Origin of the sequence: Pseudoalteromonas 'SMAR' (genome assembly GCF_048515945.1) — a bacterium.
Lineage (GTDB): Bacteria > Pseudomonadota > Gammaproteobacteria > Enterobacterales > Alteromonadaceae > Pseudoalteromonas.
This window is the reverse complement of the sequence record NZ_JBLWMW010000010.1, coordinates 36,590-49,566: the sequence shown is the minus strand read 5'-3', so window position 1 is coordinate 49,566 and position 12,977 is coordinate 36,590. Positions and strand designations below refer to the sequence as shown.

The following is a 12,977-nucleotide window of genomic DNA, read 5'->3' as shown; positions in this document are numbered from 1 at the left end:
TGCCATGAGTCAAAAGTCTGCCATTGGCCTGCTGTATGAAGCAGGTAGCGCCCCCCAAGTCACCTTTAAAGGTTATGGTGAGTTGGCCGAAGAGATCATCGCACTGGCAAAAGAAAAAAACATCATGATCCACGAAGATGAGGCATTAAGTAAAACCCTTAGCGCACTTGAGTTACAGCAAGAAATTCCCCGCGAACTCTATTACGTTATTGCCGAGCTGATTGCTTTTTCCTATATCATGCAAGGTAAGTTTCCACCAGGGTGGCAAGGATTCAGGGATAAGTTGGACGTTAAAGCCTAGTGACCCACACTAGGCTGATTGACAAGGTGGTTAGCTTTTGTTGTGTAAAGACATCAATAGTTCAGCTTCGGCTCTGGGCAACTCACACTCACGCATGATTTCTTCAATATCGGCCCCAAGCTCTACCATTTTCACTGCACGAGAATATATTTTGGCGTCCGGGTCATCATATTTCTGTGCAGCCTGCTGATTGGCGAGCTCATGCAGTTGTTGTTCGGTATGCACCGCACGCTTGCCTATACTCGTTATGCTTGCCCTAAGCTCGGCAATTTCACTGCGTAAAATAGCCACTTGTTGCTCAGAAGCTTGAAATGTTTTTTCTATCTGAAGCGCTTTCCGTTGCGTGAGATTGAGCTTTTTACTCAAGCTAAAAATAAACCCCAAGCAAGCTAGTACTAGCGCGCTTGAGGCCACAGAGATGATGAATAAAACGGTGTCTGTATTTACTGCCTGCAACATTTATATATGGCTCAACTCATCCCACTCTTCATCACTGAGTAATTTGTTTAGGTCAACTAGGATAAGTAACTCGCCTTCACGATTAGAAACACCTTGGATAAACTTAGCACTCTCTTCAGTACCAATGTTTGGTGCACTGTCAATTTCAGAGCTCTTAAGATACACCACTTCGGCTACGCTATCGACTAAGATACCGATAACTTGCTTTTCGGCTTCGATGATCACGATACGTGAGTTATCCGTAACTTCTGCACTAGGCAGACCAAAGCGTGCACGGGTGTCAATTACAGTAACGACGTTGCCGCGTAAGTTAATAATGCCTAATACGTAACTCGGAGCACCGGGGACTGGCGCAATTTCGGTGTAGCGCAATACCTCTTGCACTTGCATTACGTTAATGCCGTAAGTTTCCTCCTCAAGCTTATAGGTAACCCACTGCAATACTTCGTCATTACTATCAGCATTTTTGTCTGCAGAAAGTAGTCTATCTTGGCTCATGGTTTCACTCCATCAATATACTAGCTACTGCTCTCGACTATCGAGGCCTTGTTCTAGCAAAAGGTTTAAATTTTCTACGTCTATTAGTGCGCACATTTTCTCTTTGATAACGCCAGCTAACCATGGCCTTTTGCCATCTGCGGTGCGCCACTTTATATCTTCTGGCTTAAGTGTCAAGTTATTGACTAGCTTCTCTGCTAGCAAGCCCCAATTACTGTCCCCCAAGGTTATCAGGTACTGATAATCTAGGCTCTGCTCAAGCTCTGGAGTAAACTTTTCTGGCATTACCCATCTCGCAGTATCTACCACACTCAGTTTTTCCTCGCGATTAAGCATTACGCCTTTAAACCAGCTCGGCTTACCAAACAGTTGAGTTACTTCACCTAACTGATGAATTCCCCCAAGTGCTCTTAGTGGCACAGCAAGGGTCAGCCCAGCCACCTCAAAAAATAGAGCTTGAAACTCTCCGTCTTGATATACTTCACGAGCCGCATTGCTATCACTGCTGGTATCTTCTTTGATAATAGATGTATTTTCAGTGACTTCAAGATCTTGAGGTGATTTACTATCAATTGTTTCAGCGCTTTTAAGCTCTACGGGTGTAGTGACTACCTCTGGCTCAGGCGTGATCACGACAGGTTCTGCCTGACTTTCAGACTGCGGCACTGTTACCTGCTCTAGCAACTTAGCGACAGGATTAAGCTCATGGCTGACTTCCTCAGGCTCTTCTTGCAGTAGCGCACCAAGGTATTGTTTCATCACCTTTTCGTTAGCAAACAAATGCTTAGTCATCTTACCTCTAGCTCAATTGCTGCAAATAGTCGAGTAATGCTCGGTAGGCAAAAACGCCCCGTGACTTCGGGCAAAACTGCACTGGCACTTGTTGCGCCAAACTGGCATCACGGAATTTAGTGTCGACTGGCACTACGCCAGGCCAAACTGCGTCTTTATAATTTGCCACTAAGGTTTTATACGCCTCCAATGAAGCTTTGGTCCGTTTATCGTACATAGTAGGTATAATAGTATATTGATACTGCTTATGTTGTGAGCTTTGCATCAGCTCCATCGTACGCATCATCCTATCTAACCCTTTCAGTGCTAAAAACTCAGTTTGCACTGGCACTAAAATACGCTCGCTGGCGGCCAATGCGTTCACCATCAATACTCCCAGCACCGGCGGACAATCTAAAATCGCGTAGTCGTATTCACTGGCAATTTTTTCTAAAGACTTTTTCAGAATTAGCCCCATCCCCGTTTTGCTACCCATGCTTCTATCCAAAGTAGCGATTGCCATGGTCGCGGGCAAAATATCAAGGTTTTCAATGGTGGATGGACACAAAGACTGTAAGATTTCCTCACTGGTCATACTATTGCCACGGGCAAATATATCGTAAACACTGACCTCAAGTTCTTCAGAGTCAATGCCAAAATAATAAGTCAGTGAAGCATGAGGGTCGGTATCAATGAGCAGCACTTTATAACCTTGCTCAGCTAAAATACCACCAAGGCTAACCGTCGTCGTCGTTTTTCCTACTCCGCCCTTTTGATTAGCTACCGTCCAAATCTTCACTGTTTGACCCTTACTCTTAGCGCTTTATTATCATGATTTTTAACAAGCTTAAACTGCCTTGCTTGGCTTATGTAAGGCATTATTCACTATGGCATTAACCATTACCAGCTTCTTTATTAATACGCAAAGCAAAATCATTAAGGGCAATGTTATCTGCAGCCAGCCCCGCACTGGCCACCGCTTGCGGCATACCATAAACCACACAAGTTGCTTCGTCTTGCGCCCAGATGGTAGCGCCCACTTGTTTTAACATCCGCGCACCATCACGACCGTCGGCTCCCATACCGGTGAGTACAATGGCTAAGGCGTCGCCGCCATAAGCTTTAGCCACACTGGCAAAGGTGACGTCAACACTGGGCTTATACGTAATTCTAGGGCTATCATCTTCGAACACTTTCAGTGTTTTAGCTCCACCTCGGCTTTCAACCATCATTTGCTTACCACCCGGTGCCAAGTACGCCATACCAGGCTGCAAGCGATCACCTTGCTCTGCTTCTTTGACTTTTATCTTACACAAGCTATTCAGTCGCGCCGCAAACGCTGGTGTAAATGCTGCTGGCATATGTTGCACAAGCAAAATCGGGTGAGGAAAGTTCGCTGGAATTTGCGTTAAGATGGTTTGCAATGCCACCGGCCCCCCCGTAGAAGTGCCAATTGCCACTAGGCCATACTTTTTGCCCGATGCTTTTACTTGGCTACTACTGGCACCACTGCCGCTGCGCTGAAACGTTCTATCCGGTTGCGGCACAGTTTGGCGAGTAGGCGTTTGCCTGGTCGCAGTGCTAAGCTCTGAGCGCTTAGCAGGTGCAGGGGAACTTGGGCGAGTAAAGCGGCTCACGCGCTTACGACCAATTTCCTTAACCTTATTTTGCAGCGACTTGATTGCCTCTTCGCTGTTTCTGGCAATGTCTTCAAACTTTTTCGGTAGAAAGTCGACGGCGCCCGCTTCAAGTGCATCCAGCGTCGCACTGGCGCCTTCTCGGGTTAACGAAGAAAACATTAATATTGGCGTTGGAGAAGCCTGCATGATCTGTTTCACAGCACTAATGCCATCCAACACCGGCATTTCCACATCCATAGTGATAACATCAGGCCGCAATGAAGCGGCTTTTTCTACTGCTTCTTTACCATTTACTGCAAAATCAATGACCTCTATGCCACTGTCTTTTTCTAGTATTTCACTAACTCGACGACGAAAAAAACTCGAGTCGTCTACGACTAACACTTTAACTGCCATTGGCAACGCTCTTTAATTTGCTCTACAGCAGAGCAGCTCTCGCTGCTCTAGAATCCGAACTACGCCATAAAATGGTTATGCGTAGTGCTTTAATAAATTGGGCACATCAAGGATTAAGGCAATACCACCATCTGATGTGATGGTTGCGCCAGCCATACCAGGCGTTCCTTGTAATAATGCATCCAAAGGCTTAATCACAACTTCTTCTTGACCGATGAGTGAATCCACCACAAAGCCCACTTGCTTAGTACCGATCTGGGCAATCACAACATGACCTTCGGCTTTGCGCATAGTTCTATCTGCACCTTTTACTAACCAGTGCTCAAGATAGAACAGTGGAATTGCTTTTTCACGCACAATGATGGTGAGCTGACCATCCACTACATTGGTCTTGGTTAAATCTAAGTGGAAAATTTCGCTTACAGCGGCCAACGGCAGGGCAAATGTCTGCTCGCCTACCATCACCATTAAGGTTGGCAAAATAGCTAAGGTTAACGGCACTTTAATTTCCAGTACCGTACCCACGCCTAACTCAGACTGTATATTCACCTGACCATTTAGCTGCGTGATTTTGGTCTTAACCACATCCATGCCAACACCACGGCCAGAAATATCTGAAATTTCCTCTTTGGTGGAGAAACCCGGTGCAAAAATCAAGTTGTACGCTTCGGTATCGGATAAACGGCTGGCTTGATCCGAGTCAATTACGCCTTTGTTGATGGCTATTTTCTTCAGTTTCTCAGCATCCATACCGGCACCATCATCGCGGATGGTTAGCAGGATATGATCGCCCTCTTGCGATGCAGATAAGGTGACAGTACCCGTTCTCGGTTTGCCTGCGGCTTCTCGAATATCTGGGATCTCGATGCCGTGGTCAACGGAGTTGCGAACCAAGTGAACCAGAGGGTCGGCCAATGCTTCCACAAGGTTTTTATCTAAATCGGTGTCTTCACCTTCCAAAACCAGGTTAATTTCTTTTTTCAGGCTACGAGCAAGGTCCCTTACAACGCGTGGGAAGCGGCCAAATACTTTTTTGATTGGCTGCATCCGTGTTTTCATCACCGCGCCTTGCAAGTCAGCCGTAACAACATCCAAATTCGAAATGGCTTTCCCCATACTCTCACTGTTGCTGTTATTGGCTAAGCTCACTAAGCGATTACGCACCAACACTAGCTCGCCCACCATATTCATGATTTCGTCTAACCGGCTAGTATCAACGCGAACGGTGGTTTCTGCCTGTGGCGCTGGCTTTTTAGCTGGCGCAGCAGCGGCTTTTTTCGGCTCGGCAGCTGGGGCTTCAGTGGGCTTGGCTGCTTTCGGTTCAGGTTTTGCTGCGGGTTTTGCTGCCAGTTTTGGCTCAGGCTTCGGCGCTGGTTTAGCCGCCACAGGCTCAGGTTTGCTGGGCTGCGCTGCAGCAGGCTCGTCTACTGGCTTCGGCGCACCACCCTTGCCATGTAATTCATCTAGCAGCGCCTCGAACTCATCGTCGGTAATTTCTTCATCGTCATCAGAGCTAGAGATTTGGCTTGCAGTAGGTGGCTCAGGAGCCGCTTTAGGTGGCTCAACATTGGTGGCACCACCAAATTTACCCACGCCATGCAGCTCGTCTAATAGACTGTCAAATTCGTCGTCGGTAATGTCGCCGTCGTCGCTAACACTTTGATCTTGTTCTGCAGGCTCTGAAGAAGTCGGTGCTGGCCCTTTGCCTGAGCCGTGGAGCTCATCTAACAGGTTTTCAAATTCTTCTTCAGTAATTTCGTCGATGCCGCCGGCATCATCGCTGCTAGTGTCGTCAACGTCAAAAAGCACATCGTCTGCACTAACAGATGGGCTCTCAGGCTCTGGGTCTGGTTCAGGCTCGGGATCAGCTGCTGCAGCTGGCGCTTCTTCGGCAGCTTCATCTTCTGACTCTGGTTGGCTGAGCTTATGTAGCGTTTTCAGTAACTCTGGATCAGCCGCTTCTGGTTCCTCACGACTTTGAATACACGAAAACATCTCATTAATGGTATCAAGCGATTGCAAGATAACGTCCATTAATTCAGAGGTGACTGTTCTTTGGCCTTGTCGCAAGGTATCAAACACGTTTTCCGCACCATGGCAGGCATCGACAAGTTCTGTCATGCCTAAGAACCCAGCTCCCCCTTTCACGGTATGGAAGCCACGGAAAATTGCGTTGAGAAGTTCCTTATCTTCAGGATTGTTTTCTAGTTCTACAAGCTGTTCTGATAGTAACTCTAGAATTTCACCCGCTTCAACTAGAAAGTCCTGGAGGATATCTTCATCGACTTCAAAGCTCATACTCTCATTCTCCAACTAGAAGCCTAAACTAGATAACAAGTCATCGACTTCATCTTGACCTGATACCACGTCATCTCGCGATTCAGCATCAATAATAGGGCCTTCAGGCCCAGACAATTCATTAACAGTCTCTGATGTTTTTACTTCATTTTCTTTCGTTTGTGCCCGTAACTGTTCTTCATCGCCATTGCTGAACACAGTTAATAGGTTAATGAGACTGTCTTCGACTTCTCTTACCAGCTCAATAACGCGTCGAATTACCTGGCCCGTCAAATCTTGATAATCTTGGGCCATCAACACATTGGTCATCAAGCTTTGTAGTTCATCGGTACGGGTTTTAGACGACTGCATAAAGCTGTCAAGATCGTGACACAGAGATTTAAATTCGCCAAGCTCGATATCTCGATTCATTAGACGATCCCATGTGGGCTTTATTTGTGCTATTTCTTCGGCCAAATCTTGTGCTAATGGCAAACTTTCTTCCACCGCGTCCATGGTTTTGTTGGCAGCGCTCTCCGTCAGTTCCATGACGTAATTTAAACGTTGCTTGGCATCCGGTATGGCCTCTGTGGTCAGGTCAGCCAGTCGCGTATCTAGCTCGAAGTTTTTTAACGACTCATGAAGTTGACGAGTCAACTTACCGACCTCAGCGAAAAGCTCTGATTGCTCTTTATTTGCAGCCTCTAAAATAAGTTGGTCAGCTTTTTCTTGCTCACCTTGCTCGAGATACTCTACTAGCTGTTTTGCTTGTTCAAGTGTGATTTGAGGCGCAGCATTCACAGACATAGGCCATTCCCCCTTGCTGTTAGCCTAACCGCTCAAATACTTTTTCAAGCTTGGTCTTTAGTGTACCTGCTGTGAACGGTTTAACGATGTAGCCATTAACCCCAGCTTGCGCCGCCGCTACGATCTGCTCTTTCTTTGCTTCCGCCGTTACCATTAGCACTGGAATGTGTTTTAACTTCTCATCTGCACGAATGGCGCGCAGCAGGTCGATGCCCTGCATTCCTGGCATATTCCAATCAGTGACTACAAAGTCAAACTCCTGATTTTGTAGCATCGGAAGTGCTGTACTACCATCATCAGCTTCTTGAACATTGGTAAAGCCTAAATCTCTTAATAGGTTTTTGATTATTCTTCTCATAGTAGAGAAATCATCAACCACGAGAATTTTCATGTTCTTATCCAAAACTTCCTCCAGTGAGGTTCGAACCCAACTATTTATTTACTTTAATTTATCCAGTCATTGATTTTTGCTTTTAGCTTAATCATTGCCTGACCGTGAATTTGACTTACTCGAGATTCACTGACATCGAGAATGGCGCCAATCTCTTTTAAATTCATTTCGTCGTTGTAGTAAAGTGATAATACCAAAGCGTCGCGCTCTGGTAATGATTTTATCGCTTCCAATAATGACGAATTAAAACGTTCATTTTTAACGTTATTAAACGGTTTGTCTAGCGCAAAGTCACTGTTGGCAGGGGTTATAACATCCTCATCTACCCCTAAATCCTCAATTCCTATGACTTTGCTGGCATTTACATCATGTAAAATATGATGGTACTCATCTAGCGTAATATCAAGTTTTTCAGCTATTTCAGTGTCTTTTGGCTCTCGCCCGAGGCTTGCTTCGAGTTCTGATATGGCTTCAGCTACCATCCGGCTATTCTTATGAACCGAACGAGGTGCCCAGTCACCACGCCGCATTTCATCCAGCATAGCGCCACGAATACGAATGCCAGCAAAGGTTTCAAAGCTGGCCCCTTTACTGGCATCAAAATTTTTTGTGGCTTCAATTAATCCAATCATGCCAGACTGGATTAAATCATCCAGTTGCACGCTAGCCGGAAGTCGAGCAATAAGATGACAAGCCACTTTTTTTACCAGTGGAGCATGCCGTTCGACCACTTTGTGGATGTGGTCTGAAGTTTGATATCCCGCCGCCCTATTGACCGGTGAAGCCATAATTACCCATTCACTAATTGCTCAATAAAAAATTCTAAATGACCGGAAGGTTGATGTGGAACTGGCCATTTAACCGCTTTCGATGCCAATCCTTTAATTGCCACAGCTGCTGGTGAGCTTGGAAATAAATCGACGATGGCCTTTTGTCGCCGCGACGATTTTCGCATGTTTTCATCGAATGGCACGGTTGCCACTAGCTCTAGGGCTACATCTAAAAATCGATCTGTTACTTTGGAGAGTTTAGCAAACAACTCTTGTCCTTCACGCAAGCTACGCACCATATTGGCAACAATTTTAAAACGATAGACACCATGCTCACGACTAAGCACTTTGATGAGTGCATATGCATCCGTAATGGAGGTAGGTTCGTCACACACCACCACAACCACATCTTGGGCAGCGCGAGAAAAGCTTAACACCATGTCAGAAATACCTGCGGCGGTGTCAACAATTAATACGTCAAAGTGGCTATCAAGCTCACTGAATGCTCGAATTAAGCCGGCATGTTCCGCGGGGGTAAGCTCAACCATGTTTTGCGAGCCTGAAGTGGCTGGCACAATTTTAATCCCAGCGGGGCCTTCCACTAAAATTTCTTCTAATTCGCACTCACCTGATAACACATGAGATAAGTTCTTCTCAACCCTAAGGCCTAACATGACATCACAGTTTGCCAAGCCTAAGTCGGCGTCCAACACCAGTACTCGCTGGCCCTGCTGTCCCATTGCGATGGCCGTGTTTAATGAAACATTGGTTTTGCCAACGCCTCCTTTACCACCGGTAACGGCTATCACTTTTACACCTTGGTTGCTACTTTGACTCATTTTTCGCAGGCCACTTGCTTGATCTAAAACTGTGTTAATCATACATTCCTACTGACTCTGACGCTACAGGTACACGTCGAGAGTGCTGTGCTTTTATTCTTTTTAAATACAATTGCTCCGCTTTTCTGACTAGCTTTTGAGCATTTGCGACGCGAATGTCTTCTGGCACTCGCTGACCGTTAGTAAGATACCCTATTGGCAAGCGATTTTGAATCGCAATACTAATAATCTCGCCCAAACTTAGACTTTCATCAAGTTTTGTGAAAATACAGCCACTTAAATTTACTTTTTTGAAGTGTCTTACGGTTTCTTGTAGCACGTTCATTTGCGCTGTAGCACTCAATACAAGATAACTACGAATATCCACGCGAGCACTGCGCATAAGTGTATTCAACTGCTCAGTTAAGCGCAAATCTCTTTGGCTCATTCCGGCTGTATCTATTAATACTAGACGCTTATTGCGTAAATGATAAAGCACTTCTGCAAGTTCGTTGGCATCTTTTACTTGTTTTACTGGACAACCAATGATGCGGCCATAGGTGGCAAGTTGCTCGTACGCGCCAATTCTGTAGGTATCAGTAGTGATCAGGGCAACTTTATCGGCACCATACTTTTGTGCCCCCAGAGCAGCTAACTTCGCTACTGTGGTAGTTTTACCAACACCTGTAGGGCCCACCATGGCAAACACTCCACCTTGACGTAAAATATCGTTATTGGTGGTATGCATTTGGTTGATCACCATGTTTAGTAGTGAGTTCCAGGCTTCTTTGCGTGACACATCATCGGGGATAAAGCAGGCCATTTGCTCTGCCACATCTTTATCAATCCCCATACCTTCTAGGCGGTCAACTAAGCATGCACGAGTTGGATCGCGGCGCGCCATTTCTTGTTTCATTAATCCTGAAACTTGATGCTCTAGAAGCTGACGAATGGCATTCATTTCTTCACGCATGTCGCTCATTTCATCGCCCTTAGCGCGCTTATTTGGCGCTGGCTCATCGCCAAAACCACTGTCTAAGTCATCCGATTCCGACCAGCTTTGCGGCTCGGCAAAGTCATCGTCTTCAAAGTCAAAAGATTGGCGACTTGGTTGCGGCTTGCTGTGATAACTCGGTTGAGCTGAGCGCTGTGGTTGACGCTGAGGCTCTTGCTTTGTCGCCAACATTTGTTCAGTATCAATGCCGGACTGTGAAAACATTGACGCCAATTCTGGTGAACGTGGCCGTGGAGCTTGACGCTCTAACAAGGCTTCTAAGCTATCAGCCACTTGCGCTTGCTTGCTCGGTTGCGCTTGGCGTGGCTCAGGGCGAACAAAACGACTAGCCTGTTGTTTAGCTGGCGCTTCATTACTTGTGGCAGGCGCTGGTGATTGGGGCTTAGGCGCTGCGGCACGGTCATTATCCACAGCAGCAACAATTTCAACACCGTCAGCCAGCTTTTTGTTAGACATGATAACCGCATCCGCGCCTAACTCTTCTTTCACTTCATTTAAAGCCGTACGCATATCTTTTGCGAAAAAACGTTTAATTTTCATGTTACAGCCCCTTTATCCTCTATTGTCCAACCGAGCTCACAATCTTGATTTGTCTTTCTTCCGGTACTTCTTGATACGACATCACTCTCAAGCCCGGGATAGTGTGTTTAACAAATCGAGATAGCACACTTCTTAACATACCTGAGGTTAATAAGATGGACGGGTCGCCTAGCATCTCTTGGTTATGGTGCGCTTCTCGTAATGACTCTTGAAGCCGCTCCGCCAAGCCAGGTTCGATACCTGCCCCCTCATCACCTGCGTTCTGAAGTGACTGATGCAACATCTGTTCCAACTCAGGCGCCAATGTTATGACAGGGATTTCCTCTTCGCCGCCAACCGCGTCTTGAACGATTAATCTGCGCAGTGAAATTCGTACTGCAGCCGTAAGTACATCTGGATCTTGGCTTCTTGGACCATACTCAACTAGGGTCTGAACAATGGAGCGCATATCGCGAATGGCTACGCCTTCATTGAGTAAGTTTTGCAGTACTTTTACCACTGTGGTTAGCGGTAGAATATCCGGCACGAGTCCTTCCACTAGACGTGGGTGGCTCTTGGCGAGCATATCGAGTAGGTTTTGCACTTCTTCATGGCCCAGCAACAATGAAGCATTGTTGGTTAGCAACTGACTAATGTGAGTGGCCACCACGGTTGCTGCATCCACCACTGTGTAGCCCAGTGAGTGCGCTTCGTCTTTCTGATCCGGCTTAATCCATACCGCATCAAGACCAAACGCCGGATCCTTGGTTTCAATGCCTTTAATGGGGCCAAATACTTGGCCGGGGTTAATGGCTAATTCATCACCATGTTTCAGTTCACCGTTTCCTGAGCCCACGCCCATGAGAGTAATATTGTAGGCATTGGGGTCGAGTTCTAAGTTATCGCGAATATGCACCGGTGGCACCAAAAAGCCCAACTCTTGCGAAAGCTTCTTACGAACTCCTTTAATGCGACTTAATAGCTCGCCACCTTGTGCTTGGTCAACCAAAGGAATGAGTCGGTAGCCTACCTCAAGTCCGATCACATCAACCGGCTGCACATCGTCCCAGCCCAGCTCTTTTTGTTCTTGCTGTTGTGCGCCTTTGCCCTGAGCTCCGCTGGCTTCTTGTTCGGCTTTCTCGATTTCCGCTTTTTTCTTTTGTTGCTGAGTGTAATAAGCAATATAGCCAAGCAGCGCGCCTAAACTTAAAAAAGCCACATGAGGCATGCCAGGAACGAGACCCATGGTGATAAGGATCCCAGAGGCAATAAACAGTGATTTTTCATTGCCTAGCTGAGTTTTAAATTGATCGCCCATGTTGTGCGACTCGTTTTGTCGCGTCACGACAATGGCAGTACCAATCGATAGCAACAAAGAAGGAATTTGTGCAACTAGGCCATCCCCTATGGTCAGCATGGTATACACTTCCATGGCACGACCAAAAGTTAAGTCGTGTTGGATCATACCAACAAATAAACCACCGATTATATTAATTGCTAGGATTACTATCCCCGCAATGGCATCGCCTTTAACGAATTTACTGGCACCATCCATCGAGCCATAGAAGTCGGCCTCTCGAGTTACTTCATCACGACGAGTTCTGGCCTCTTCAGCAGAGATGAAGCCGGCATTTAAGTCGGCATCAATGGCCATTTGTTTACCTGGCATGGCATCAAGGGTAAAACGTGCAGACACTTCCGAGATCCGCCCGGCACCTTTGGTAATAACCACGAAGTTAATGATGATAAGAATAAGAAACACCACCAGACCAACTGCGTAGTTACCGCCAATCACCACGCTACCAAAAGCCTCAATCACTTTACCCGCAGCGTCCCCACCAGTATGACCCTCTAGTAGTACCACTCGAGTACTAGCAACATTCAGTGCCAAGCGCATAATGGTGGCGATTAGCAACACCGCCGGGAACATGCCAAACTCCAGTGGCTTCATGGTGTAAACCGTGACCAAAAGAACCACCAGTGCAAGTGCTATGTTGAAAGAAAAAAGAATGTCGAGTAAGAATGGCGGTAACGGTAAAATCACCATACCCAAGGCCGCAAGTACCAGCAATGGAGTACCAATGCCCTTAGCATATTCTTTTTTATCTCGATTGAGTTGTTCTAAAACCGCTTTGAATTCCATAACTTAACACATGCAAAAAATTGACACACATTGATTGAAGCAATATGTATTCCAGTTGTGTCGTCAATGCTGGTATGCCATGTATTTTACTGAGTGAAGAAAGCAATGTTGCGGCTAGATAATGATGTTGAAAGCGACGCTTCTACCCTGTAGGGTTCAGGGTAAACTTGGT

Annotated in this window: 13 protein-coding genes; 1 reads left to right on the top strand and 12 read right to left on the bottom strand. The window is 46.3% G+C overall.

From position 1 onward, the window contains the following. Window positions 1-4 precede the first annotated feature (4 nt). Window positions 5-301, top strand: a complete 297-nt coding sequence (locus ACNKW2_RS06430) for an EscU/YscU/HrcU family type III secretion system export apparatus switch protein (RefSeq protein WP_336565786.1) — start codon at window positions 5-7, stop codon at window positions 299-301. A gap of 30 nt (window positions 302-331) precedes the next feature. Here ACNKW2_RS06430 and ACNKW2_RS06425 read toward each other — a convergent pair whose 3' ends face one another. The 12 genes from ACNKW2_RS06425 to flhA all read right to left on the bottom strand — a co-directional run bounded on the left by ACNKW2_RS06425 (window position 332) and on the right by flhA (window position 12,805). Beyond that, window positions 332-760: a DUF2802 domain-containing protein gene (locus tag ACNKW2_RS06425; RefSeq protein ID WP_419147814.1), complete on the bottom strand. Its 429-nt coding sequence runs from the start codon at window positions 758-760 to the stop codon at window positions 332-334. After that, window positions 761-1,258: a chemotaxis protein CheW gene (locus ACNKW2_RS06420; RefSeq protein ID WP_336565784.1), complete on the bottom strand. Its 498-nt coding sequence runs from the start codon at window positions 1,256-1,258 to the stop codon at window positions 761-763. It lies immediately after the preceding gene. 24 nt (window positions 1,259-1,282) lie between these two features. Next, a complete protein-coding gene (locus ACNKW2_RS06415; RefSeq protein ID WP_419147813.1) occupies window positions 1,283-2,050 on the bottom strand; it encodes a chemotaxis protein CheW in 768 nt (255 codons plus the stop codon). 7 nt (window positions 2,051-2,057) lie between these two features. Then, window positions 2,058-2,828 carry a ParA family protein gene (locus ACNKW2_RS06410; protein WP_419147812.1) on the bottom strand — a complete coding sequence of 257 codons (771 nt, stop codon included), beginning with the start codon at window positions 2,826-2,828 and terminating at the stop codon, window positions 2,058-2,060. 94 nt (window positions 2,829-2,922) lie between these two features. After that, window positions 2,923-4,065, bottom strand: coding sequence for a protein-glutamate methylesterase/protein-glutamine glutaminase (locus ACNKW2_RS06405; protein ID WP_419147811.1), 1,143 nt, complete (start codon window positions 4,063-4,065; stop codon window positions 2,923-2,925). A gap of 75 nt (window positions 4,066-4,140) precedes the next feature. After that, window positions 4,141-6,363: a chemotaxis protein CheW gene (locus tag ACNKW2_RS06400; protein WP_419147810.1), complete on the bottom strand. Its 2,223-nt coding sequence runs from the start codon at window positions 6,361-6,363 to the stop codon at window positions 4,141-4,143. A gap of 15 nt (window positions 6,364-6,378) precedes the next feature. Next, a complete protein-coding gene (locus ACNKW2_RS06395; protein WP_419147809.1) occupies window positions 6,379-7,149 on the bottom strand; it encodes a protein phosphatase CheZ in 771 nt (256 codons plus the stop codon). A gap of 19 nt (window positions 7,150-7,168) precedes the next feature. Further along, on the bottom strand, window positions 7,169-7,552 hold the full coding sequence (cheY, locus tag ACNKW2_RS06390; RefSeq protein ID WP_010369104.1) for a chemotaxis response regulator CheY: 384 nt from the start codon (window positions 7,550-7,552) through the stop codon (window positions 7,169-7,171). A gap of 41 nt (window positions 7,553-7,593) precedes the next feature. After that, window positions 7,594-8,328 (bottom strand): RNA polymerase sigma factor FliA, encoded by a 735-nt coding sequence (locus ACNKW2_RS06385; protein ID WP_419147808.1) that lies wholly within the window; start codon window positions 8,326-8,328, stop codon window positions 7,594-7,596. A gap of 2 nt (window positions 8,329-8,330) precedes the next feature. Beyond that, complete coding sequence (locus tag ACNKW2_RS06380; RefSeq protein ID WP_336565768.1) at window positions 8,331-9,191, bottom strand: MinD/ParA family protein; 861 nt, start codon at window positions 9,189-9,191, stop codon at window positions 8,331-8,333. Then, entirely contained in the window at window positions 9,184-10,683 is a 1,500-nt protein-coding gene (flhF, locus tag ACNKW2_RS06375) for a flagellar biosynthesis GTPase FlhF (RefSeq protein ID WP_419147807.1), read from the bottom strand. The genes ACNKW2_RS06380 and flhF overlap by 8 nt, the downstream gene beginning before the upstream one ends. A gap of 19 nt (window positions 10,684-10,702) precedes the next feature. Continuing rightward, a complete protein-coding gene (gene flhA, locus ACNKW2_RS06370; protein WP_419147806.1) occupies window positions 10,703-12,805 on the bottom strand; it encodes a flagellar biosynthesis protein FlhA in 2,103 nt (700 codons plus the stop codon). Window positions 12,806-12,977 lie beyond the last annotated feature (172 nt).

What these genes read in the sequence shown, in the direction of transcription:
- ACNKW2_RS06425 (WP_419147814.1), bottom strand. Translation starts at nt 760, where the DNA reads ATGTTGCAGGCAGTAAATACAGACACCGTTTTATTCATCATCTCTGTG.
- ACNKW2_RS06430 (WP_336565786.1), top strand. Translation starts at nt 5, where the DNA reads ATGAGTCAAAAGTCTGCCATTGGCCTGCTGTATGAAGCAGGTAGCGCC.
- flhF (WP_419147807.1), bottom strand. Translation starts at nt 10,683, where the DNA reads ATGAAAATTAAACGTTTTTTCGCAAAAGATATGCGTACGGCTTTAAAT.
- ACNKW2_RS06405 (WP_419147811.1), bottom strand. Translation starts at nt 4,065, where the DNA reads ATGGCAGTTAAAGTGTTAGTCGTAGACGACTCGAGTTTTTTTCGTCGT.
- ACNKW2_RS06420 (WP_336565784.1), bottom strand. Translation starts at nt 1,258, where the DNA reads ATGAGCCAAGATAGACTACTTTCTGCAGACAAAAATGCTGATAGTAAT.
- ACNKW2_RS06395 (WP_419147809.1), bottom strand. Translation starts at nt 7,149, where the DNA reads ATGTCTGTGAATGCTGCGCCTCAAATCACACTTGAACAAGCAAAACAG.
- ACNKW2_RS06400 (WP_419147810.1), bottom strand. Translation starts at nt 6,363, where the DNA reads ATGAGCTTTGAAGTCGATGAAGATATCCTCCAGGACTTTCTAGTTGAA.
- ACNKW2_RS06380 (WP_336565768.1), bottom strand. Translation starts at nt 9,191, where the DNA reads ATGATTAACACAGTTTTAGATCAAGCAAGTGGCCTGCGAAAAATGAGT.
- ACNKW2_RS06385 (WP_419147808.1), bottom strand. Translation starts at nt 8,328, where the DNA reads ATGGCTTCACCGGTCAATAGGGCGGCGGGATATCAAACTTCAGACCAC.
- flhA (WP_419147806.1), bottom strand. Translation starts at nt 12,805, where the DNA reads ATGGAATTCAAAGCGGTTTTAGAACAACTCAATCGAGATAAAAAAGAA.
- ACNKW2_RS06415 (WP_419147813.1), bottom strand. Translation starts at nt 2,050, where the DNA reads ATGACTAAGCATTTGTTTGCTAACGAAAAGGTGATGAAACAATACCTT.